Source organism: Microbacterium sp. LWH3-1.2, assembly GCF_040675855.1.
GTDB lineage: Bacteria > Actinomycetota > Actinomycetes > Actinomycetales > Microbacteriaceae > Microbacterium.
Genome location: NZ_JBEGIK010000001.1, coordinates 1,687,433 through 1,709,982, shown reverse-complemented (window position 1 = coordinate 1,709,982; position 22,550 = coordinate 1,687,433). Strand labels below are relative to the sequence as shown.

Below are 22,550 nucleotides of genomic sequence, written 5' to 3'. Positions count from 1 at the left end.
TTCGACCGGTGCACCGAACCGTTGCCGACATGTTGCCGAGGGGCGGAGCGGTTCACGGGAAGACGATCTCGGAGTCCGGTTGCCGGATCAGGAAGCCCTGCGCACGATCGCATCCGAGTGCCACCGCGACGTCGAGGTGGGTCAGGGTCTCGATGCCCTCGGCCACCACGCGCAGCCCGTGCTCCCGTGCGATCCGGACCTCGTCGCGCAGCGCGGACAGCGTGTCGCCGTCCGCCGCCCGCACGAGGGATCCCGGCAGCTTCACCTCGGTGAGCGGCAGCCGCGGGAGCAGCCCGCGCGAAGAGGGACCGGCGCCGAACCCGGCCATCGAGAACTCCACGCCGATCTCGCGCAGCAGGTGCAGCTGCGACAGCACCGCGCCACCGTCGACCGGCGGCAGGTCGTTCGGAAGCTCGAAGACGAGCGACCCGGGAGCGAGCTCGCGTCGCGAGATCTCACCGGCCACGTGACGGGCGAACGCCTCGTCCTCGAACTGGACGGGCGAGACATTGACGGCGACTGCCCAGTCCCGACCGGTCTCGCGCCACCCGGCGAGCGTGTCCACGCACTCGTCGAGCATTCGCCGGCCGAGCGCGTGGATGGATCCGCTGCGCTCGGCGACGCCGATCATCGTCACGGGGTCGATGTCACCGAGCCGCGGATGCCGCCAACGGCACAGCGCCTCGGCGGCCACGATCGACCCGCTCTCGAGTGACACCTGGGGCTGATAGACGGCGAAGACGTCGGAACCGCCGACAGCGGCCGCCAGATCATCCGCGAGGTCTCCAGTGCTGGGCATCCCTCAAGTCAGCCCTGCGGAGCGCCCCCTCGCAAGCCGACGCGCGAGGGACGACGATCGGGTAAAGTCCGGCACTTCGACGAGCGTGGGTGGTCTTCGAGGACAGATCCCCCGATCCCTATACTTTTGTCGTCGCAGAGGCAGCAGGAGGATCGCGATGCCGTTTCGGAGTCTGGAGACGTTGGAGTCTTGGCTCGCCGAATACCGTGCGCAAGGGAAGCCTCTGGCCGACGCCGCACGCGTGATGGTGCAGGACGGCGAGGGCGGGGCGAACACCGGCCTAGTGGCCTTCCGGCTCGGTCACGCTCCTACCGGCGTCTTCATCCAACCGGCCACGCAGGGCGCCTCCCGGTGGGTCGCGACGATGGAGCCGCGCGAAGAGAGCCTCGTGCTGGACCCGGCAGGACTGCTCGAGCTGTCCGCCGAGTTGGCTGCGGTCTCCGAGCTCTGCGCGTTCCTCGAGGCGAAGTCGCAGGAGTATCAGGGCACCGACGTCGCCTGAGCGACGGGTCAGTGCCGCGCGCCGACCGTGGCGGCGGTCAACGCCTCGAGCAGGGCGGCGGAGTCGCTGACCTTCGTCTGATCTGCAGCGCCGACCGCGACGTCGAAGTCGTCGTCGAACCGGTTGAGCACCGACCAGGGATCGACGGCGATGTCGATCGTCGCCGTGATGCGGTTGACGCGCCGGTCGGAAGGGTCAACGTCACGTCGCACGAGCGAGCGGTTGACGAGCCGATCGATCAGCGTCGTCACTCCGGCCGACGTGATCCCGAGGTATTCACGCAGCGCCGTCGGCCGGGTTCCGGGGTTGCCCACCACGAACAAGAGGGCGCGGGCGTCGATGTCGGTGATCCCGAGGCTGGCGCGCGCCGTGACCAGTGCGGCATTGCGCGCGTCGAGGTACTGGCGCAGCGCCTGCCCGAGGGTCAGCGCCGGGGTCTCGTTCGCCATGCCGCCATTCTCCCTCAGCCGCCTTGCGAGCTGAATAGTTCGTGGGCAGATCTTTAAGAAAACTAACTAAGTTTGCGAAGTATCACCTAGGATTGTGTCACCCGCCGACGTGACGTCGCACGCCGTCTCGCCACCACCGACCGCCTCGTGCAGAAGCTAGGAGGCATCGTGACCAACGGCAATGCACCGATCGTATGCCGCGTCGTGACCACCGCGCACGCCACGGACACCCCATGCTAGGCCTCGCCACCTGCGGCGTGATCGCCGTCGACCACGCGTCGACGATCCTCGACGCGAACTCGCAGGTGCTGGAGTGGCTGGGCTGCGACCGCGAGGACGTCATCGGAAAGCCGCTCGAAGCCCGCCTCACGCTGCGCATGCCGTTGGCGGACAGAGACGGCGAACGCCCGACCGACGCCACGCTCCACGGCGTCTCAGGGGTTGTTCGTCCCGTGGTCGTCGGCTCCCTCGGTGAGGACGCGCGCGGTGTGGAGCGCATCGCCGTCTACGACGTGTCGACGCGGTCCTCTTTCAATCTCGGATTCCAGGGCGCCGAGGCCAAGACCGAGCGCGGCCGGCAGCGTCTGCAGATCCTGCTCAACGCCGCGGTCGGCTTCGGCAACGTCAGGAACGAGGTCGACGCGGCTGAGCTGCTGGTGGATGTCGCCCAACGGGCATTCGCCGCGAGCGCGGTGAGCGTGCATACCGGCGGGCCCGATGGGCTGATCCAGGTCGCCGGGGTGAACCCGCTCGCCGCCCATTGGCCGGAGGGCCTCCGCCCCGCGGGAACGACGACCTTCCACGGCGGCAAGGTGCTGATCGTGCGCTCCCCCGAGGAGGCGGACTCCTCTGCACCCGGAGTCGGCATGAGCGATATCTATCGGGCCGGCGGGGTGCACGCGGCGATCGCCTCGCCGATGAGATCCCACGGTGATGCCGTCGGTGCGATGGTCTGCTTCTTCGACCACCCGCGGGAGTTCGACGAAGAGGCCGTTCCGCTCGCCGAGGCACTGTCCAATCAGGCCGCCCAGGCGATCGCGCGCATCCGTCTCGAAGACACGCTGCGGCGCGCGGCCATGCACGACGAGGTGACCGGACTGCCGAACCGGCGATTGATCGAGGAAGACGCCACGCGCACCCTTTTCCAGGACTACTCGGCGCTGACCGTGATCTTCATCGATCTCGACGGCTTCAAGGCCGTGAACGACCTGCTCGGTCATGCCGCCGGAGACGCGCTCCTGCGCGAGATCGGCGAGCGGCTGCGCGGAGTGATGCGTGAAACGGATGTGCTGGGACGATTCGGCGGCGACGAATTCATCGCGGTCGCCGCAGTGGACAGCATCGACGCCGCGGCGCTCGCCGACCGGATCCGCGCGGCGATCGCGGAGCCGTACGACGGACTGCCCGCTGCGCTGACCATCACGGCGAGCGTCGGCGTGGTCACCGTCGGCAACGACAGCGCCCCGGTCATGGACCAGCTCATCCGCGCCGCCGACCACGCCATGTACGAGGCGAAGATGGCCGGCGGAGACCGCGTCGCCGTCGCCCACCACGCCTTCATCCCCGCGACACCCGCCATCCCCGCTCGTTGAGCGGGCTTGCGAGTCGAAACGCCCCGGGCCCGGCGCAGGCAGCCGGGTCCGAGGCGTTTCGACTTCGGGCGCCAGAGCGCCCTCCGCTCAACGAGCGGTGAGGAGTGTCAGCTGCTCTTTCGCATCGCCCGAACTCCGACGGTCAGCCCGACCACCGCGAGCACGATCGCCGCCACCCAGCCCCACAGCACCTCGATCGCGCCGAGGTCGCCGGCGAACAGCGCTCGCTCGGCCTGCACGACCCAGTTCACCGGGTTCACCGCCGACACGGCGCGCATCCACGCCGGCCCCTCGTCCAGCGGCAGGAGCATGCCCGACAGGATCAGCAGCGGGAAGATCAGCGTCTGCTGCACGCCCCAGAAGAGCCATTCACGGTCCTTCGTCTTGAGGGCGAGCGTGTAGGACAGCGAGCCGAGACCGACACCGAAGACCGCGAGCAGGGCGAGCCCGATCACGAGCCCCGGCACGTTGATCGTGAACCCGAAGGGCCACGCGATCAGCACGATGATGAGCGCCTGCACGACGATCGGCGCGATCTCCTTGAGCGCACGGCCGACCAGCAGCGACGACCGCGCCAGCGGCGCGACCAGCGTGCGCTCGTGCGAGCCGGTCATCATCTCGTACTGCAGGTTCGACCCCGTCGCGCCGGTGCCGAACAGCACGATCATCACGAGCACGCCCGGCACGAACCACTGCAGGGTCTCCCCCACAGGCGCACCGGACGACCCGACCAGCAGCGGCGCGAAGAGCCCGAGGAACACCAGGGGCTGCACAAGGCTGAAGATCAGCGTGAACGGGTCGCGCACCACCGGCTTCAGTTCGCGGGTCAGCACGTTCCAGGTATCCCGCGTTGCCCTTCCCACGACGGAGTCCGCCCGCACCGCGGTGTCGGGCCGGGTCTCGATCTGCGCGCTCATCGCTTCGCTCCTGTCGTCTCGTTCACCTGTTCTGCGACGGATGCCTCGGCGGCAGCATCCGTGTTCTCCTCCGGTTCGCCCTCACCCTCGCCGGCCTCGCGCAGCGTGCGTCCGGTGAGCACCAGGAACACGTCGTCGAGCGTCGGCGGCACGCCGGTCGCGGTCCGCACCGTGAGCCCGGCCGCGTCGAGCGCTCGCACCGCGGCGGGCAGCAGCGCATCGCCCTCCGGGACCGTGAGGACGACGGATGCTGCTTCCCTACGCACCTCGCGCTCGGTGAGCCTCTGCACCACGGCGACGGCGGCGGCGGCATCCGTCGCGTCTGCGAAGCCGAAGGTGAGCACGTCGCCGGCGAGCTCCGCCTTCAGCCGCGCGGCGGTGTCGTCCGCGATGACCCGCCCGCGATCCATGACCATGACGCGTTCGGCATAGCGGTCGGCCTCCTCGAGGTAGTGCGTCGTGAGGAAGACGGTCGTGCCGTACTGCGCCCGCAGGTCGATGATGTGCTGCCAGAGGTTGGCGCGGCTCTGCGGGTCGAGCCCGGTGGACGGCTCGTCGAGGAACAGCAGCGGCGGTGCGTGCATGAGCCCGAGCGCGATGTCGAGCCGGCGCTTCTGCCCGCCCGACAGCTGCTGCACCGTGCGGGTCGCGAAGCCCGCGAGGTCGAGCGACTCGATGAGCTCGTCTGCCCGCGTGCGGGCGGCGGCCTTCGACATGCCATAGAACGCGCCCTGGCTCAGCAGCTCGTCGCGGGCGCGCTGCGAGAAGCTGCCGCTCGTGAGCTGGCCGACGTAGCCGATGCGGGCGCGGACGCCGGCGGGCTGCGTGAGGATGTCGAACCCGACGACCCGGGCCGTGCCCGACGTCGGCGGGATGAGAGTCGTGAGCATGCGCAGGCTGGTCGATTTGCCGGCGCCGTTGGGTCCGAGGAATGCGACGAGCTCGCCGCGCGCCACCTCGAATGCGAGGTCGGTGACGGCCTCGACGGTCTTGCCTTTCACGGTGAAGCGCTTGGTGAGCCCCTGCGCTTGGATGATCGATTCGTTCGCCATGCCCCCAAGCTAGAAGCGGATGCGGACAGATCCTGTCCGCGATGCATGAGATTCTCTTCTCATGTCCGACACGACCACCCGAGCCCTCTCGCTGCTCAACCTGCTCCAGACGCACCGGCACTGGCCGGGTTCTGAGCTGGCCGACCGGCTGGGCGTCACCGAGCGCACGGTGCGGCGCGATGTCGAGCGACTGCGCGACCTGGGCTACCGCATCGAGTCCATCCCGGGGGCTGCGGGCGGCTATCGCCTCGAGGCCGGCAGCGCCGTGCCGCCGTTGCTGCTCACCGATGAGGAGGCCGTGGCGATGGCCATCGGGCTGCGGGTGGCAGCATCCCAGCGGCTCGTGAGCGGCCCCGAGACGACCATCACCGCGCTCGCGAAGCTCGAGCAGGTTCTGCCCGCTCCCCTGCGCCGCCGCGTGGCCGCGCTGGCCGAGGCCGTACAGCCCGCGGGACTCAATGCCGGCGCGGCCGTCTCGGGCGAGGTGCTCGGCGAGCTGGCACTGGCCACCCGCGACCACGAGCGCGTGCGCTTCACGTACACCGCGGCGTCGGGCGAGATCACGCACCGCCGCGTCGAGCCGCACGCCCTCGCACCCGCCGACCGGCACTGGTACCTGCTCTGCTGGGACCTCGACAAGGACGACTGGCGCACTTTTCGCGTGGATCGACTGGCGGATGTCGCGCAGACGCGCGTGCTCTTCACCCCCAAGCCGCTCACGTCGGAGGAGGTCGAGGAGTTCATCTTCGTGGCGCGCTCATGGGCGCGGCAGGCGGTCGAGGCGGATGCGGTGATGGAGCTGCCCCTGGAGCAGATGCGCGAATACTTCGGCCAGTGGGGCCAGGGGGCGTCGGCGGAGGACGACGAGCGCACGCGGTGGCCGGTAGGTGGCGCGGACTTCCGCGAGACGATGTACGGCCTGTCGTGGATCCCCTCGGGAGTCGAGTACACGACGGATCTCGCCTCGCCGGCCCGGGAGGAGCTGCGCGAGACGCTGGAACGGATGCTGCGCGCCCTCGACGCGCCGGCGCCGTAGGCGAGAGGCCCCACGGCCGCAACGCCCCGACTCCCACAGCCTCAGCCGCGGATCCCCGATCCCCGGATAACCGCGCCCTGAATCCCCGCCGCCCATGCGCGCAGCATGAGAGGCACCCACCGACACAGGAGCCCTCATGCCCAAGCCACTCGACATCCCCGTTCCCGACCTCACCGGCAAGCTCGCCCTCGTCACCGGCGCGAGCGACGGCGTCGGCCTCGAGGTCGCCGCGCGTCTCGCCCGCGCCGGCGCCGACATCCTCATGCCCGCCCGCAACCCGCAGAAGGGCGAGGCCGCGGCAACTCAGATCCGCGGGCGAACGCCGGAGAGCAGCATCCGTGTCCTCCCCCTCGACCTCGCGTCGCTCGATTCGATCGCCACCCTCACCGCGCGGCTGAACGACGAAGGCCGCCCCATCGACCTCCTCATCGCGAACGCCGGCGTGATGAACCCGCCGACCCGCCAGGTCACGGCCGACGGGTTCGAGCTGCAGCTGGCGACGAATCACCTCGGCCATTTCGCGCTCGTGGCGCAGCTGCTCCCGCTGCTCGTCAAGGCGAAGGCGCACGTCACCAGCCAGGTGAGCGTCGCCGCCGATCAGGGCGCCGTGAACTGGGACGACCCGAATTGGGAGCACGGCTACGACCCGATGAAGGCGTACAGCTCGTCGAAGATCGCGTTCGGCCTGTTCGCGAGGGAGCTGCAGCGGAGATCGGATGCTGCGGGCTGGGGCATCCGGAGCAACCTGTCGCATCCCGGCATCACGCCGACGAACCTGCTCGCCGCGCAGCCGGGCATGGGCCGGTCCACGGATACGACGGCGGTGAAGTTCATCCGGGCGATGTCGCGCCGCGGTATCCTGTTCGGCACTCCTTCGTCGGCGGCGCTGGCACCGGTCTACGCCGCGACGAGCCCCGACGCCCGTGGCGGCCACCTCTACGGACCGAAGGGCTTCCGCCACCTGAGCGGCCTGCCGGCGGAACAGCCGATGTACTCCCGCCTCGAGAGCGAGAACGACGGTGGCCGCGTGTGGGACCTGTCCGAGCAGCTCACCGGCGTGCGGGTCGCACCACTCGGTCGTTGAGCGAGCGCAGCGAGTCGAAACGCGAATGGTGGGATCCCCAGTCCCTGGATGAGGAATGACGGATGCCGCAGACTCAGGGGATGGACAGAGCACAGCTGGCCGACTTCCTGCGTCGCCGCCGCGAGGCGCTGCAGCCCGAAGACGTCGGGCTGCGGCGCGGGTCGCGCCGCCGCACGGCGGGACTTCGGCGCGAGGAGGTCGCGGTGCTGTGCGACATGTCGACCGACTATTACAGCAAGCTGGAGCAGGCCCGCGGTCCGCAGCCGTCCGAGCAGATGCTCGCCGCGATCGCCCGCGGCCTGCGGCTGACGCTCGACGAGCGCGACCACCTGTTCCGGCTCGCCGGTCACACGGCGCCGGCGCGGGCGCTGCGCGGCGAGCACGTGTCGCCGGGCCTCATGCGCATTCTCGACCGCCTCGCCGACACTCCCGCGCAGGTCATGACCGAGCTCGGCGAGACGCTCGCCCAGACGCCCGCCGCCCGCGCCCTGTTCGGCGACGAGACGCGCTTCGAGGGCTTCCTGCGCAGCGTCGGCTACCGCTGGTTCGTCGATCCGTCGGCGCGCAACGTCTACCCGACCGAGGACCACCCGATGCACTCGCGCGCGTTCACCGCCGACATCCGCACCGCCTACGCGAAGTTCGGCGCCGACTCGCGTGCCGGCGCGATGGTGTCTGCGTTGCTGCGCGAGAGCCCGGAGTTCGCCGAACTGTGGGCCGAGCACGAGGTGCGCTCGACGCATGCCCGCGAGAAGCGCCTGCAGCACCCCGAGGTGGGCGTGATGGACATGCAATGCCAATTCCTCATCGACCCCGAGCAGGGGCAGACTCTTCTCGTACTCACCGCGACGCCCGGTACCCCGAGCTACGAGCGGCTGCAGCTGCTCTCGGTGATCGGCACGCAGGAGATCGCCGCCGGCCGCTGAGATCGCGTGCGCGACGCGCGTCCTCACCCGCTGTGCGCGTGCCCCTGGCAGCCCGGCGGATTGCGCCATATCATGCGGCTATTCGGCGGTGTCGCCCGAGTCGTGCACCGCCGGAATCCTGCGGCGCGAAGGGGGATGCTGTGACGTCAGCGACTCCCCCCGACCTCCGGCTGAACGACCCTTGGACGGCACTGAACGTCACGAGGTATGCCGCGGGCATCGTCTATGTGCTGTTCCTCTCTCCGTTGGCTCGCATCTTCTGGAACGTGGCCAGCGAGGTCGCCTTGGGCATCGCTCTGACGACCGCTCTGCGTGCGGGCAAGCCATTCTGGCTCGAGGCGATCTTCGTCGTGGTGACCGTGGTGCTGATCGAGGTCTTGCGCTCGATGATGCAGATGGTGGCGCGCCGGCCGAGCGTGCTGGAGAGGCTCGGCGGTCGGCCCGCTTTCAAAGACCTCGAGCTCATGCCGCTGTCGGAGTTCAAGTTCCTGCTGCGGTGCATCGGTGGACTCAAGTTCACCTTCGACGCCGAGGGGCAGGCGCTGATGCGCGCGATCGCCTCCACCGACGAGCGGTACTTCCACGACACCCTGAAGAGCGGGTACGTCGCCAAGTACGGCGACGAAGGGTGGCCCGATGCCTGGGAGCAGATTCGCAACGCGTCGGTCGGCGGGACGACATTCGCCGCCGCCATGCAGTCCGGACTGGTCGGCATCGTCAGCCTCAAGAGGCGCACCCTCAACGACATGCTGGTCGTGCCGGCGCTGCTCTACTTCTCGCTGTCGTTCCTGCTGCTTTCAGATGCTGTCGTCCGCGGCGACCCTCTCATCCTCCTGCAGGCGGTACTGGTCGGCGGCTTGATGGTGTCGGGACTGTCCTTCGCGCAGATGACCGTGATGCTCCGCCAGGTGACGGTGCTCGACCCGGATGAGGAGGTCATCACGCAAAGCGAGGTCATGGTCATCTCGGATGAGGCTCGGGCGAAGATGACCGAGATCCGTGAGGGCATGCGCGGGACGGAAGCGTACACGGCGCTCAAGCGCCACGCGGGACGGGTCTTCCTGCCGACCGTCGAAATCCGTCCGACCTACATCTCCAGCGTCCGAACTCTGGTCATGCAGCTGACGTTCGTCATCGTTCTGACGGCCGCACTGATCTGCGTGCCGCTCCTGCTGCTCCAGTGGGCAGGCAGTCTCGCGTTCTCGGAATGGCCCGCGGAACGCCTCGCATCGTGGAGCGGTGGGATGCTGCTGGGCACGGTTCTCCTCCCCTTCGGGCTTTCGCTGGCCGTGCTGTTCGGCTTCTGGCTCTTCACGCAGTTCAACAGGTTCCTCGCCTTGGCTATGGCCGCGATTCTCACCGCGATCCTCCCTTCCGTGCTCGCCTACGCCCTGGGAGTCGAATCACCGCAGACGATCGCGCTCACTGCGCTGGTGACGGCCGCGGTCGGAAGCATCCCGATCGCCGTGGCGGAACTGATCAAGAAGCAGCCGGCCGCGACCGTTCCCGCGCAGCTGGCGCCTGCTCCTGAGGCCGCTCATCCGCCGTCGGCAACCGTTCCGAGCCCGCGCACCCACGAGACGGTCGAACCCCTCCGTCCCTCTCGGTCGCGGAGCGATGAACGAGTCAGGCGAAACGCGTCGACCGCTCCGATCGACCAACCGACCCCTCCCCCGACCCGTCCTTCACGCCCCGTGCGCCGCCGCCCTCCCTCCACCGAAGCGTGAGCAGACGAATCTCGACCCGCGACCCCCTGCCCCTTCGCGGTCGGAGCGCTCCCCGACGCTCGGCGTATGCGCTGCGCCGCCTTCATGCGGAACGTCGACCAGCGCCAGCGCGGCCATCCTTCGACCGCCGATATCGTCGCCGGCTTCGCCGACGCCGGCTGCCCCGATGCACGGACCGTCCCGAGCAACGGCACGGTCCTCTGCGAGCGAAGCGAGTCGAAACGCCCGAGCCACGGAGCGACTCCGCTCTCGCAGCATCCGTTCGGATCAGTTCTCGAGCGATGCGTTGCTCACGCTCGCCTGCTGAGCCCGGGCGAGATCGAACACACCCCACACCGCCACCGCGCCGGCGGCCGCCAGCACGAGGAGCGACCAGACCGGCGCACCCGTCGCCTCGCCGAGGATCGTGATGCCGAGCACGACGGCCACGAAGGGATCGATGACCGTGAGTCCGCCGACGACGACTTCGGGCGAGTTGACGGTGTGCGCCCGCTGGATGAGGTAGATCGACAGACCACCCGAGATCGCGATCCCGATGAGGCACGCCAGCGTCAGCAGGTTCGAGGAGTCGAACCGGTAGTCCTGGGCGGTGAGGACCGTCTGCACCCGCAGGATGACGGTCTTGCCGAGCGTCGCGACGAACCCCGAGAACACGCCGGCAGCGATGACGATCAGGACGGCGGGCATGCGATGTCCGCGCCCGACGACGGCCAACACGATCGCGACGCAGAGCACGACGGCGAGCGTCAGCAGGATGGCGACGAGCTGGCGGTCCTGGATGGTGCGCTGGGTGCTCACGAGCGCGGCGACGGTGACGAAAGCACCCACTCCGATGACGCTCGTCGCGATGGCGCGCATCTCTCTCCGGGAGGGCTTCCGGTGTGTCGCACGAGCGGTGAGCAGCGAAGCGAAGACGAGCGCGACGACCCCGACGGGTTGCACCACGATGAGCGGTGCGAACGTGAGACTCGCCAGCTGAAGCAGGATCGCCGCCGCGATCAGCAGCGCGCCGATCACCCAGGGCCTGTTGCGAAGGAGCGCGAAGAACTGCTTGGCGCCGAAGGCTCCGGCCTCGCCGCTTCGCACTCCCCGCGCCTGCATCATGTTGCCGAGGGCCAGCATGGCTGCCGAGGCGACGGCCAGGACGATGCCCAGCACGGGGAACGAAGCGATGGTCGAAGGCATCCGTCCCCCTCTCCGCGGTGGGCCTCAGGCTACACAAGCGCCCCCGCGATGGCGGCGATGGCCGCCGGGCCGACACGACAGCATCCGCCGATGAAGCGCGCGCCCGCCTCAGCCCAGGAGGTGGTGAGCGCCGTGTCGAACTCGGGCTCACCGACCCATCGACGAGCCGCGCCATCCCAGGTCTCGCCCGAGTTGGGGTAGGCGATGGCGGGCTTGCCGCTCGCCTCGATCGCGGACCACACGGCAGGCAGCACGTCGCCCGGCGCGCAGCAGTTGACGCCCACGGCCACGATGCCATCACGGTCGGCGGCCAGCGCGAATGCCTCGGCTGCCGGCCGGCCGTCGCGCAACCGGTCCCCAGCGACGGTGCACGACAGCCACGCGGGCGTCGCGAGTTCGTCGGCGAGATCGAGGAGTACCGAGACCTCGTCGAGATCCGGGATCGTCTCGAGCGCGAACATGTCGGGGCCCGCGCTTGCCAGCAGCTCCATCCGCGGGGCGTGGAAGTCGCGCAGCGCGGTGCGACTCAGGCCGTAGCGGCCGCGATACTCCGATCCGTCGGCGAGCACCGCTCCGTACGGGCCCACGGACGCCGCGACCAGTCGGACCGCGTCGTCACCGGCGGACGCCGCGACGTCGTCGCGCACCTCTCGGGCGATCGTCACACTTCGGGTGATGAGATCCTTCGCCTCGTGGCGGGTCATTCCGGCGCGCTCGAACCCGGCGAAGCTCGCTTGATAGCTGGCGGTGGTGGCGACCCGCGCACCCGCGTCGAAATACGCGCGGTGCACCGCAGCCACCTCACCAGGCGCGTCGCGCAGCAGGCGCGCGGTCCAGAGGCCGTCGGTGAGGTCGTGTCCGCGCTCGGCGAGGGCGTTGGAGAGCCCGCCATCGAGCACGACCACCGGCGGTGTCCGCGACGTCATCACCCGCCCATCCTCTCCGACTCGAGGGCGTGTGAGCGGCGCGCTCGCGACGGAAACGTCGCGTCGAGGGCGGCTTCGAGATCGGCGAGCAGATCGGAGGTCTCCTCGATGCCCACCGAGAGGCGCAGGTGGCCGAAGGTGCGGAACGGCAGCGGGTAGGTGGCGACGCGACCGCCTTCGGTCCCGGTGTGCACGATCAGCGAGTCGTCGTGCCCGAGGGAGAAGCCCGACGTGATGAGCCGGAGGTTGGCGACGAACCGGTTCTGGGTGTCGGGGTCGCCCGCGACGGCGAAGGCGATCATGCCGCCGTATCCGCGACCGCCGAACTGCCGCGTCGCCAGAGCATGCTCAGGGTGTGAAGGCAGACCGGGATAGTAGACGTACTCGACTCGCGAGTCGTCTTCGAGGAACTCGGCAACGGCGAGCGCCGACGCCATGTGCTGCCGGAGACGCAGCGGGAGGGTCACCGAGCCGCGGTGGATCTGCCAGGCGTTGAAGGGGGAGATCACCCCACCGACATCGACCATGGCGTCGGCCTTGATCGGCTCGATGAGCTCGCGCGAGCCGATCACGGCGCCCCCCATGGCGTCGCCGTGACCGTTGATGTACTTGGTCAGCGAGTGGACGACGAGATCCGCGCCGTCGGCGAGCGGGCGGTAGAGCGGCGGCGGCGTGAAGGTCGAGTCCACCATCAGGATCGCACCGGCGGCGCGGGTGATCTCCGCGATGGCTGCGACGTCCGCCACCTTCGTGGTGGGGTTCGCGATGGCCTCGATGCAGACGAGCCGTGTGTGGGGACGGAAGGCCGCGCGCAGCGCATCCAGATCGCCCACGTCGACGAACGTCGCCTCGATGCCGTACCGCTGTGGCAGAAGTTCGGTCCACAGTCGCCAGGTCGCCTCGTACGTGACATCGCTGACGATGACGTGGTCGCCGACGCGGACGTGCGTGAAGAAGACGGCGTGGAGGGCCGCGACCCCGGATGCGAGCGCCACAGCGTCTTCGCCTCCGTCGAGGGCGGCGAGCTTGTCCTGCAAGCCGGCCTGGTTGACGCCCGTGTTGCGGGTGTACAGCCCCGGCGCGGAGGCCGACCAGCTGATGTCGCTCGGATCGTCGGGAAGCTCGTAGGAGTTCGCCATCACCAGCGGCGTGCGCAGCGCCTTCGTGGAGTCGAGGCGATTGCCGCCGTGCACAGCGAGGGTGAGGTCCGACAGGGTGTCGGCCCGTCGGCGGTCCGGCCGTTGCGGCATTGCGTTCCTAACTTCCAGCGAAGAGACGGGATACCGGGGTCGCCGCTCGACACGGCGCCCCTGTTCTACGGTAGTGTGTGCGATTAACACTTGCAATTGCCAATCGTGCACGGAGACATCGTGGCCGCATCGCACCTGGACGACATCGACCAGCAGCTGCTCGCAGCGTTGACCGCGGATGCGAGGCTGCCCATGGTCACCCTGGCAGCCCAGGTGCACCTGTCGCGCAACGCGGTGCGGCAGCGCATCGAACGCATGGAGCGCGACGGCGTCATCGCCGGCTACACCGTCCTCCGGGGCGCCGCGTCGCGGCCACGCGTGACCGCGATGGTCATGGTCTACCGCGTCGACCGCATGCGAGACGATCGGGTGATCGCTGCGTTGCGCGGCATCCCGGAGGTCACCCGCTGCGACGTGCTGTCGGGGGCGTACGACCTCTTCGTGACGCTGGAAGCGGACTCGATGGATCGCGTGGGCCAGATCTGGGAGCAGATCGCCGCCCTGCCGGGCGTGGCCGACACCGTGACCGCGATCTCGCTGTCGCGGGCGATCGACCGGCGGTGACGCTGCCGCCCGGGAGTCCGGGCGGCAGCGCACCTCAGTGCGCCAAGAGCGCAGCCGCCTCTTCCCGCGACAGTCCGGTGTGCTGCGACACCGCATCGGCGATCGGGATGCCGGTGCGAAGCGCGTACTGAGCCGCCCGGGCGGCCGCCTCGTAGCCGATGGACGGCACCAGGGCGGTCACGCTGCCGACAGACGACGCCACGTAGCGCGCGAGCACGGTGTCGTTCGCTTCGATGCCCTCCACGCAGAACCGGCGCAGCGCCGAGACGCCGTTGGTCACCCAGCTCAGCGATTGCAGGAGCGAGTGCGCGATGATCGGCTCGAAGGCGTTCAGCTGCAGCTGGCCGCCCTCGGCGGCGACGCCGATCGTGACGTCGGCCCCCATGACCGCGAAGGCGATCTGGTTCATCACTTCGGGAATGACCGGGTTGACCTTCCCCGGCATGATCGACGACCCGGCTTGGCGGGCGGGGAGGCGGATCTCGCCGAGACCCGCCTGCGGACCACTGGCGAGCAGCCGGAGGTCGTTGCTGATCTTCGACAGCTTGATCGCCGTGCGGCGCAGCACCGCGGAGGACTGCAGGAAGGCGCTGACATCCCAGCTGGCTTCGAACAGGTGCGCCGCCGGAGTCAGCGGAAGCCCGGAACCCTCGCGGAGTCGCTCGAGGGCGACATCCCGATAGCCTGCCGGAGCGGTCACGCCGGTGCCCACGGCGGTGCCGCCGAGGCTGCATTCCAGCAGCAGCGGCACTGTGTCGCCGATGCGCACCACGTCTTCGCGGATGGCGACCGCGAACGCGGCGAACTCGTCGCCGAGGGTCATCGGCACGGCGTCCTGGAGCTGGGTCCGGCCGATCTTGACGATGGCGCCGAACGCGGCGCTTCGCTCTTCGAACGCCTCGGCCAGGTCCTCCAGCTCCGGCACCAGCCGCAAGAGGCCCTTCGCCACGGCGATCTTGACCGCGGTCGGGTAGACGTCGTTGGTCGATTGGCTCCGGTTCACGTCGTTGATCGGGTGCACGACGTCGTAGCGGCCGCGCGGCAGCCCCAGGTGCTCCAGGGCGGCGTTGGCGATCACCTCGTTGGCGTTCATGTTCGTGCTGGTCCCCGCACCGCCCTGCAGGACGTCGACGCAGAACTGGTCGTGCAGCTCACCGGCGCGCACCCTCCGGCACGCGACGGCGATGGCCTCCGCCACGCCCGCCGGCAGCAGCCCGAGCTCGTGGTTGGCGGCGGCAGCAGCATCCTTCACGGTGACAAGGGCGTCGACGAGATCGGGATGCCGCGAGATCGGCGTGCCGCTGATCGTGAAGTTCTCCTGGGCGCGGGCCGTGTGCACGCCCCAATAGGCCTCGGCCGGCACCGCCAGCTCGCCGAGCGAATCGCGCTCGAGTCGGGTGGCGAGTGTGCTCATGCGTTGATGCAGACGACCTTGGGCTGGGTCATCTCCTCGTATGCGAATCGCACGCCCTCGCGGCCCATGCTGCCGTACTTCGCCCCACCGAAGGGCATGCTGTCGACCCGGTAGTCGGAGGAGTCGTTGATCATCACACCCCCGGCCTCCAGCTGCTCCGCCACCCGCAGCGCCCGCGTGATGTCGCGGGTGAAGGTCGCCGCGTGCAGCGCGTAGTCGATCTCGTTCGCCTGCGCGATCGCCTGGTCCTCGGTCTCGAAGGGCGAGAGGACGACCACGGGTGCGAACGCCTCGTCGGCCCACAGCTCGCACGAGAACGGCACCCCTTCGACGACGGTCGGCCAGTAGACGGCGCCTTCCCGGCGGTGCCCCGCCAGCACGCGGCCTCCCGCGGCCACCGCGTCGTCCACGAGACGCTCGGCGGCTTCCGCGGACGCGACGGAGATCATCGGGCCGACGTCGGTGGTCTCGTCGCGGGGGTCGCCGGCGCTGAGGACGATCGTCTGCGCCGCGAACCGGTCACGGAACTCTTCGTACACTGCGCTCTGCACGAGGATGCGCTGCGCCCCCACGCAGTTCTGCCCGGCCGCCCAGAATGCGCCGGACACGCACGCCTCGACCGCGGCGGGAATGTCCGCGTCGGAGAACACGATGACCGGGGCGTTGCCGCCCAGTTCCATCGCGAGCTTCTTGAGACCTGCGTTGCGGGCGATCGCTTCACCTGTGGCGAACCCTCCGGTGAAGGACACCATGCGCACCTCACGGGCCGAGATGAGCGCCTGTGCCAGTTCACGGTCGCCGTGCACGACCGTGATGATCTCGTCGGGCAGGCCCGCGTCGATCAGCAGGTCGACCAGGAACCGCGCGGTCAGCGGGGTCAGCTGGGACGGCTTGAGCACGACCGAGTTGCCGCCGGCGATGGCCGGACCCAGCTTGTGCGCGACGAGGTTCAGCGCATCGTTGTAGGGAGTGATGGCGACGATGATGCCCAGCGGCTCGCGGGTGAACCACCCGCGCCGGTTCTCCGAGCCTTCGAACGCATCGAACGGGACCACCTCCCCCGCATCGGAGCGGGCCGCGTCGGCAGAGAGCGAAAGCGTCATGACCGCACGGGCGACCTCCTTCCGCGCCTGGCGGATCGTCTTCCCCGCCTCCCGCACGATCAGGTCGGCTGCGGTCTCCGCGCGCTCGCCCAGCAGCATGGACGCACGCGCGAGGACCTTGTGCCGCGAGAATCGCGACAGCGACCGCGACAGCTGGAGCCCGGTGCGGGCGCGTTCGAGGATCTGGTCGAGCTGGGCGGGTCCGTTCTGCGGGACGGCCCCGATCGGCTCTCCGTCGAACGGACTCGTGACGACCAGATCGGGGTAGCCGGAGATGGTCTGCGTGTTCGCCATGACGCTCACCGGACGGTCTCGGCGCGAGCACGCTGGTGCGCGTCGATCGCGATGATGTCCGACAGCAGCGCGTAGGCGGTCTCGATGCGCCCGGCGCCGGGGCCCGAGACGGTCACCGTGCCGAGGAGATCGGTGTCGAAGGAGACCGCGTTCGTCGGGCCGCTGACGCTGGCGAGCGGGTGGGTCAGCGCAAGCGCCACCGGCTCGACCTTCGCGGTGACCGTTCCGGCGGCGTTGCGGAACGCCGACCCGATCAGCTTGTAGCGCCTGCCCTGCGCGGCGGCCTCGATGATGTCGGCGGCCGAGACCTCGGAGATCCCCCGACGGGTCACGTCGGCCGTGGTGATGTCGGCACCGAGGAGCTCGTTGGCCAGGATCACGACCTTCAGCTGGACGTCTGAGCCTTCGATGTCCGCCGTCGGGTCCGCCTCGGCGTAACCGAGCGCCTGCGCCTCCGCGACAGCGTCGTCCAGCGTCATTCCCGACTCCATCTGACCCAGCACGTAGTTGCTCGTGCCGTTGAGGATGCCCTCGACCGCGTCGATCCGCAGACCCTTGAGCGTCTCGGACGCGAATCGCAGGATGGGCGTCCCGCTGACGACCGACCCCTCGTACTGGAAGGTGACGCCGTTCGCGGCCGCGAGACGATTGAGCTCGAGCCCGCCCAGCGCGACCGGCCCCTTGTTCGTCGTGGTCACGCTCTTGCCGCTTTCCAGCGCGGCCCGCACATGTGAGATCCCCGGCTCACCGTCGATCGGGTTGGTGAAGGTGGCCTCGACCACGATGTCGGCCGTGCTGTTGCGGATGACGTAATCGTTCTGCGGCGCCGCCGTGCCACCCGGCTTGCCCGCGAAGGTCTCGCCGTCGGACATCGCGAACACCTCCGCCAGGTCGATGCCGTCTGCCTGCATCAGGGAGCCCAGGCGGAGGTCGGTGATGGCCACGACGCGGAGCGTGAAGCCGAGGTCGGTGGCGAGTTCGTCGCCGCGGTCGAGGATGATCTGCGCCAGCGCACGGTTGACGCCGCCGAAGCCGATCAGCGCGATGTCATGACGGTCCACGTCGAGCTCCTTCAAGAGATTCGGGAAGAGGTTCGACCCAGCATCCCCAGCCGGCGCGTCAGCTCGCGCCTGCCGGATCGCTCGCACAGGATGTCAGACTGACCACCGTCCGAAAGAACTGCCCGAACAGCCCCCGTTCGCCGCGAATTCCCGCGGATGCCTTGTGCACGGGCCCTCGCGCCCCGTAATCTGCCCGACATATGCGTTGTGCACCATAGACACATTGTTGTGATCATGTAGCACGGCGACATCCCACACCCGACTCCCGACTCGAATGCGAGAAGTCATGAGCCCGTTGCCCGAACAGAGTGAGCTTCCGAACGCTCTCCCCCACACCACCGCGACACAGGTGCCGCTGCGACGACTGCAGCGCTCCATGGACGCGCGCCACCTGATCATGATCGCCCTCGGCGGCGTGATCGGGTCCGGGCTCTTCCTGAGCTCGGGCTACACCATCAGCCAGGCCGGCCCGCTGGGCGCGATCATCGCCTACCTCATCGGCGCGTTCGTGGTCTGGCTGGTCATGGCCTGCCTCGGCGAACTGGCGCTGGCCTATCCGGTCTCGGGCGCGTTCCACATCTACGCGGCGCGCTCCATCGGCCCCGCCACGGGCTTCACCACCGCGTGGCTCTACTGGCTGTGCTGGGTCGTGGCGCTCGGCTCAGAGTTCACGGCGTCCGGCATCCTGATGCAGCGGTGGTTCCCCGGCGTCGACGTGTGGGTATGGTGCCTGATCTTCGCCCTGGGTCTCTTCGGCGTCAACGCGATCTCGGCGCGCGTCTTCGGTGAGACGGAGTTCTGGTTCTCGCTGATCAAGGTGGTCGCCATCGTCGCGCTCATCGTGTTCGGCGGCATGGCGATCTTCGGCTTCACCCCTCTCTCGAGCGAGCATCCCGCGGCTCCCCTGTTCAGCAACTTCGTCACCCCGGAAGGCCTGTTCCCGAACGGCGTCGCGGGCGTCGTCGTCACCGCCCTCGCCGTGTTCTACGCGTTCAGCGGTTCGGAGCTGATCGGCGTCGCCGCCGGTGAGACCAAGGATCCCGGCAAGAACATCCCCAAGGCCATCCGGTCGACGGTCCTCCGACTGCTGGTCCTGTTCGTCGGGTCGATCACCGTCATCGCCGCACTCCTCCCGTACGAGGACGCGGGCCTGACCAGCAGCCCGTTCGTGGACGTGTTCGAGTACGTCGGCATCCCGTACGCCGCCGACATCATGAACTTCGTCATCATCACGGCGCTGCTCTCCGCCGGCAACAGCGGCCTGTTCTCCTGCGCTCGCATGCTCTTCTCCCTCGCCGAGGAGGGGCACGCGCCGCGCGTGCTGCAGCGCCTCACCCGCCGGGGCATCCCCCTGGTCGCCCTCACCGTCAGCCTGGCACTGGGCCTCGTCTCACTGATCTCCAGCGTGATCGCGCCCCAGACCGTCTACCTGGTGCTGGTGTCGATCGCGGGATTCGCCGTCGTCGCCGTGTGGATGTCGATCGTCGCGTCGCAGTTCTTCCACCGCCGCAGGTTCGTGCGCGAGGGGGGCGACGTCTCGGCGCTGCCTTACCGCACACCGCTCTACCCTGCGCTGCCCATCGTCGCCTTCGTGCTCCTGTCGATCTCGCTCGTGGCCATCGCGTTCGACCCGAACCAGGTCGCGGCGCTGTACTTCGGGGTGCCCTTCGTCGGCCTCTGCTACCTGTACTTCTGGTGGCGCTACGGACGCCGCGGCGCGCGCCGGGTCGTCGCGGTGTCGGAGGAGGCCCCGGTCGACGAGGCGGACGACCCCGTCGCCGAAGAGCCCCACCGGCGGCCCCGCGGCTAGTCGCGGACACCGACCACCGCTGCCCATGAGCACGACACCCGCCTGGGTCGAGATCGACGCCGGTGCAATCGCCCACAACCTCGATCTCGTGCGCGGCGAACTCGGGACCACGACGCGGCTGTGCGGGGTGGTGAAGGCGGATGCCTATGGACACGGCATCTCGGTCGTGCTCCCGATCCTGATGGCGGCCGGCGTCGATGTCATCGGGATCACCTCCAACACCGAGGCGGAGGAGGCGCGCCGACGGGGCTTCTCCGGGCGCATCCTCCGGCTCCGCGCCGCGCTGCGCGAAGAGGTCGAGGACGGTGGCCGGTTCGATATCGAAGAGTGGGTGGGTGGCGACGATCACGCGCGCGTCCTGACCGCCGCCGCCCGCTCGCTCGGGCGCCCTGTCCGCACCCACCTCTCCCTCAATTCCACCGGGCTCAGTCGAGACGGAGTGGACTGGAACGACCCGAGGTCGCAGCCGTACCTCCGTCGCATCGCTGCGAGCCGTGAGCTCACCGTCGTCGGAATCTGCTCGCACTTCCCGTGCGAGGACGCTGACGATGTGATCGCCGGCGCCCACGCGTTCCGGAATCAGGCCGGCGCCGCCGAGCGGCTGCTGGGCGCTCCTCGCGGGCTCCTCGAGAAGCACTGCGCCACCTCGTACGCGGCGCTGAGCGTCCCCGAGTCACGCATGGACATGGTGCGGATCGGTGCGGCGCTCTACGGGGACACCTCGGCGGCCGTCCCCGGGCTGCGCCCCGCCATGCGCCTCGTGTCCCGTGTCGCGGCGATCAACCCGTACCCCGCGGGCAGCACCATCGGGTACGACCGAGCCGGACGGCTCGACGGCCCCGGCCGGCTGGCCGTCGTGCCTGTCGGGTACGCCGACGGCTATCCGCGCGTGCTCGGCGGCAGCGCGAGCGTGCTCGTTCGCGGCACCTTCGCGCGGGTGGTCGACCGGCTCGCGATGAACAGCCTGATCGTCGACGTCACCCATGTGCCCTCGGCCGGCGTCGGAGACGAAGTGGTACTTTACGGACGGCAGGGATCGGCACAGATCCTCTCGGCCGACATCGAGCGGGCAAGCGGCACCATCGCCGCCGCCGCCTATACCGCGTGGGGTCGGCTGAACCCACGCGTCGTCGTGAACGTGCCGGTCTGCGAGCCGACTCCCACTCCGTGACGCAACAGTGACCCCGACGGCCAGAAAGCATCGAACCATGACCGCCCCTTCCTCACTGCTGCAGGGGATCGCGCTGCTCGATGCGGCTGTCGCGCAGGAGCGATCCGGGCGCCAGGGCCACAATGCCTCCCGCCTCTCCGAGGTGACCGGGATCGAACGGAGCCGAGTCTCGCGCCTTACCCGGGAACTGCGCGACCTGGGCTACCTGGACCGCGACGACACGGCGGTCTTCAGCGCAGGCGACGAGTACTTCCGCGCCGCCGGCGCATTGAGCCGACCGTGGCTGCGCGCGGCCCGCGAGGACCTGCGCGTTCTCACCTCCCGGCTGGGAGTCTCGGCCCAGCTGATGGCGGCCGAGGGACCGGGCGCGATCCTGCTGCGCTCCGAGAAAGGTCCCGGAGTGGCGGCCGACTACCTTCGCCCTGGCATCGTCACCCCTATCTGGTGCACCGGTGCGGGCAGGGCACTGCTCTGGGACCACACCCGTGAGGAGCTCCACGCCCTCCTCGACGACGTCCAGTTCGTCGGCGTCGGCGGTCCCGGTGCAGCGCGGTCGGTCGATGAGCTCCTCCAGCTCCTCGAGCGCGACCGGGACCTGGGGATGGTGAACGCGCGCGAGGAGTACGTCGAAGGCGTGCAGGAGTACGCACTGCCGATCCGCGATGACCGGGGCATCGTGGCATCCATCGGCGTCAGCGGCGGCGCGCTCTCGCCGCGCCGTGTGCGTGAGGCGCAGGGCGCGCTCCGCGATGCCCACACGCGTCTGACCCGACTGGTCCGGGAACCGTGACGCCGGGCGGACTCAGCTCGTCGGCGCGGCAGCGGCGCCGAGCGCCACAGAGAGCCGGTGCGCCGCGTCGACGCACGCGGCCCCCAGGGCCGACGACCTCGGCTCCAGCCGGTGGCGCTCTCCCACGATCTGGACGCCCGCGATGACCTCGCCCCGGAAGTCCCAGACGGGCGCCGACACCGAGTACAGGCCCGGCTCGGCCTCCTCCGCCACGATCGCATAGCCCCGGGTCCGCGCCTGTGCCAGCCGCGCGAGGAACTCCTCGACGGACGTGGCCGCGTTCGGGCCGGTGCTTCGGAACTCGGTGCGGCTGAACACTCCGCGGATCTCGTCGTCCGACGCATCCCACAGCACCGCTTGGCCTGCATCGCTGCAGAACGCCGGGTACCCGCGGCCGATCCAGGAACCGATCATGCGGGCGCCGGCGGGCACGCTCTCGACGATGGTGACCGTGGCGTCACCCTCGAGAACGCCGAGGAAGCACGCCTCCTCGACGGCCGCGGAGAGGTCGTCGAGGATCGTGAGGCCCTCGCTGCGCAGGCGCCGGTCGACCAGCTGCTCGGCCGTCGCATACCAGCCCCACGCCAGGCGGTAGAGACCGTCCGGTCCTCGCGTCACGAGCCGCTCGGCTGCCAGCGCGGCGAGCGTGCGCGAGATCTGCGAGCGGTCGCGCTGCAGCTCCCGGGCGATGTCCTGGACGGATGCACCGTGCGCACTCGACGCCGACAGCTGAGCGACGCGGGAAAGCACGTCGATCCCTCGGCCCATGCTGGTCCGCTCGGGTACGAGATCCTCACGAAGCGACACAAGGAGAGGATATCCAGGAAACTCCGCGGCTCAGCTGACGTCGAGCTCGCCGCGCACGATCGAGTCGCCGGAGTGGGCGGGATCGCCGTCG

At 69.6% G+C, this 22,550-nt stretch carries 21 protein-coding genes; 10 read left to right on the top strand and 11 right to left on the bottom strand.

Annotated elements, in window-relative coordinates:
- Positions 1–52: 52 nt before the first annotated feature.
- Positions 53–799 (bottom strand): EAL domain-containing protein, encoded by a 747-nt coding sequence (locus tag MRBLWH3_RS07925; RefSeq protein ID WP_363430298.1) that lies wholly within the window; start codon positions 797–799, stop codon positions 53–55.
- Between the two features lie 157 nt (positions 800–956).
- On the opposite strand from MRBLWH3_RS07925, the gene MRBLWH3_RS07920 reads away from it, so the two are divergent.
- Complete coding sequence (locus tag MRBLWH3_RS07920) at positions 957–1,301, top strand: hypothetical protein (protein WP_363430296.1); 345 nt, start codon at positions 957–959, stop codon at positions 1,299–1,301.
- A gap of 8 nt (positions 1,302–1,309) precedes the next feature.
- Here the strand turns inward: MRBLWH3_RS07920 and MRBLWH3_RS07915 are convergent, their stop codons facing one another.
- A complete protein-coding gene (locus MRBLWH3_RS07915) occupies positions 1,310–1,750 on the bottom strand; it encodes a MarR family winged helix-turn-helix transcriptional regulator (protein ID WP_363430294.1) in 441 nt (146 codons plus the stop codon).
- Positions 1,751–1,983: 233 nt separating this feature from the next.
- Between MRBLWH3_RS07915 and MRBLWH3_RS07910 the strand changes: the two genes are divergently transcribed.
- On the top strand, positions 1,984–3,342 hold the full coding sequence (locus MRBLWH3_RS07910) for a sensor domain-containing protein (RefSeq protein ID WP_363430292.1): 1,359 nt from the start codon (positions 1,984–1,986) through the stop codon (positions 3,340–3,342).
- Between the two features lie 107 nt (positions 3,343–3,449).
- On the opposite strand, the gene MRBLWH3_RS07905 is transcribed toward MRBLWH3_RS07910, so the two are convergent.
- Together MRBLWH3_RS07905 and MRBLWH3_RS07900 are read right to left on the bottom strand one after the other, a co-directional pair.
- Positions 3,450–4,259, bottom strand: a complete 810-nt coding sequence (locus MRBLWH3_RS07905) for an ABC transporter permease (RefSeq protein WP_363430290.1) — start codon at positions 4,257–4,259, stop codon at positions 3,450–3,452.
- The gene (locus tag MRBLWH3_RS07900) at positions 4,256–5,311 is read right to left on the bottom strand and encodes an ATP-binding cassette domain-containing protein (RefSeq protein ID WP_363430288.1); all 1,056 of its coding nucleotides are present in this window, start codon (positions 5,309–5,311) and stop codon (positions 4,256–4,258) included. The genes MRBLWH3_RS07905 and MRBLWH3_RS07900 overlap by 4 nt, the downstream gene beginning before the upstream one ends.
- A 61-nt stretch (positions 5,312–5,372) precedes the next feature.
- Between MRBLWH3_RS07900 and MRBLWH3_RS07895 the strand changes: the two genes are divergently transcribed.
- From MRBLWH3_RS07895 to MRBLWH3_RS07880, 4 genes are all read left to right on the top strand, one after another.
- A complete protein-coding gene (locus MRBLWH3_RS07895) occupies positions 5,373–6,347 on the top strand; it encodes a helix-turn-helix transcriptional regulator (protein WP_363430286.1) in 975 nt (324 codons plus the stop codon).
- A 136-nt stretch (positions 6,348–6,483) separates the two neighbouring features.
- Positions 6,484–7,431 carry an SDR family oxidoreductase gene (locus tag MRBLWH3_RS07890; RefSeq protein ID WP_363430284.1) on the top strand — a complete coding sequence of 316 codons (948 nt, stop codon included), beginning with the start codon at positions 6,484–6,486 and terminating at the stop codon, positions 7,429–7,431.
- 80 nt (positions 7,432–7,511) lie between these two features.
- Positions 7,512–8,357: a helix-turn-helix transcriptional regulator gene (locus MRBLWH3_RS07885; protein WP_363430282.1), complete on the top strand. Its 846-nt coding sequence runs from the start codon at positions 7,512–7,514 to the stop codon at positions 8,355–8,357.
- Between the two features lie 140 nt (positions 8,358–8,497).
- On the top strand, positions 8,498–10,084 hold the full coding sequence (locus MRBLWH3_RS07880; RefSeq protein WP_363430280.1) for a hypothetical protein: 1,587 nt from the start codon (positions 8,498–8,500) through the stop codon (positions 10,082–10,084).
- 267 nt (positions 10,085–10,351) lie between these two features.
- On the opposite strand, the gene MRBLWH3_RS07875 is transcribed toward MRBLWH3_RS07880, so the two are convergent.
- From MRBLWH3_RS07875 to MRBLWH3_RS07865, 3 genes are read right to left on the bottom strand one after another with little or no spacing between them, the layout of a single operon-like run.
- Positions 10,352–11,269 carry a DMT family transporter gene (locus MRBLWH3_RS07875; protein WP_363430278.1) on the bottom strand — a complete coding sequence of 306 codons (918 nt, stop codon included), beginning with the start codon at positions 11,267–11,269 and terminating at the stop codon, positions 10,352–10,354.
- A 29-nt stretch (positions 11,270–11,298) separates the two neighbouring features.
- Entirely contained in the window at positions 11,299–12,195 is an 897-nt protein-coding gene (mmuM, locus tag MRBLWH3_RS07870) for a homocysteine S-methyltransferase (protein WP_363430276.1), read from the bottom strand.
- The gene (locus MRBLWH3_RS07865) at positions 12,195–13,445 is read right to left on the bottom strand and encodes a trans-sulfuration enzyme family protein (RefSeq protein ID WP_363430274.1); all 1,251 of its coding nucleotides are present in this window, start codon (positions 13,443–13,445) and stop codon (positions 12,195–12,197) included. The genes mmuM and MRBLWH3_RS07865 overlap by 1 nt, the downstream gene beginning before the upstream one ends.
- A 120-nt stretch (positions 13,446–13,565) precedes the next feature.
- On the opposite strand from MRBLWH3_RS07865, the gene MRBLWH3_RS07860 reads away from it, so the two are divergent.
- Positions 13,566–14,009 carry an Lrp/AsnC family transcriptional regulator gene (locus tag MRBLWH3_RS07860; RefSeq protein ID WP_363430272.1) on the top strand — a complete coding sequence of 148 codons (444 nt, stop codon included), beginning with the start codon at positions 13,566–13,568 and terminating at the stop codon, positions 14,007–14,009.
- Positions 14,010–14,043: 34 nt separating this feature from the next.
- On the opposite strand, the gene MRBLWH3_RS07855 is transcribed toward MRBLWH3_RS07860, so the two are convergent.
- The 3 genes from MRBLWH3_RS07855 to MRBLWH3_RS07845 are packed head-to-tail and all read right to left on the bottom strand — an operon-like array spanning position 14,044 to position 17,881.
- Positions 14,044–15,423, bottom strand: coding sequence for an aspartate ammonia-lyase (locus MRBLWH3_RS07855; protein WP_363430270.1), 1,380 nt, complete (start codon positions 15,421–15,423; stop codon positions 14,044–14,046).
- On the bottom strand, positions 15,420–16,820 hold the full coding sequence (locus tag MRBLWH3_RS07850) for an aldehyde dehydrogenase family protein (RefSeq protein WP_363430268.1): 1,401 nt from the start codon (positions 16,818–16,820) through the stop codon (positions 15,420–15,422). The genes MRBLWH3_RS07855 and MRBLWH3_RS07850 overlap by 4 nt, the downstream gene beginning before the upstream one ends.
- 5 nt (positions 16,821–16,825) lie before the next feature.
- Positions 16,826–17,881, bottom strand: a complete 1,056-nt coding sequence (locus tag MRBLWH3_RS07845; protein ID WP_363430266.1) for a homoserine dehydrogenase — start codon at positions 17,879–17,881, stop codon at positions 16,826–16,828.
- A 286-nt stretch (positions 17,882–18,167) separates the two neighbouring features.
- Here MRBLWH3_RS07845 and MRBLWH3_RS07840 point away from each other — a divergent pair, with 286 nt between their 5' ends.
- The 3 genes from MRBLWH3_RS07840 to MRBLWH3_RS07830 are packed head-to-tail and all read left to right on the top strand — an operon-like array spanning position 18,168 to position 21,652.
- On the top strand, positions 18,168–19,691 hold the full coding sequence (locus MRBLWH3_RS07840; protein WP_363430264.1) for an amino acid permease: 1,524 nt from the start codon (positions 18,168–18,170) through the stop codon (positions 19,689–19,691).
- A gap of 25 nt (positions 19,692–19,716) precedes the next feature.
- Complete coding sequence (alr, locus tag MRBLWH3_RS07835; RefSeq protein WP_363430262.1) at positions 19,717–20,862, top strand: alanine racemase; 1,146 nt, start codon at positions 19,717–19,719, stop codon at positions 20,860–20,862.
- Positions 20,863–20,899: 37 nt separating this feature from the next.
- Positions 20,900–21,652, top strand: coding sequence for an IclR family transcriptional regulator (locus tag MRBLWH3_RS07830; RefSeq protein WP_363430260.1), 753 nt, complete (start codon positions 20,900–20,902; stop codon positions 21,650–21,652).
- A gap of 12 nt (positions 21,653–21,664) precedes the next feature.
- On the opposite strand, the gene MRBLWH3_RS07825 is transcribed toward MRBLWH3_RS07830, so the two are convergent.
- Positions 21,665–22,459: an IclR family transcriptional regulator gene (locus MRBLWH3_RS07825; RefSeq protein WP_363430258.1), complete on the bottom strand. Its 795-nt coding sequence runs from the start codon at positions 22,457–22,459 to the stop codon at positions 21,665–21,667.
- Positions 22,460–22,550 lie beyond the last annotated feature (91 nt).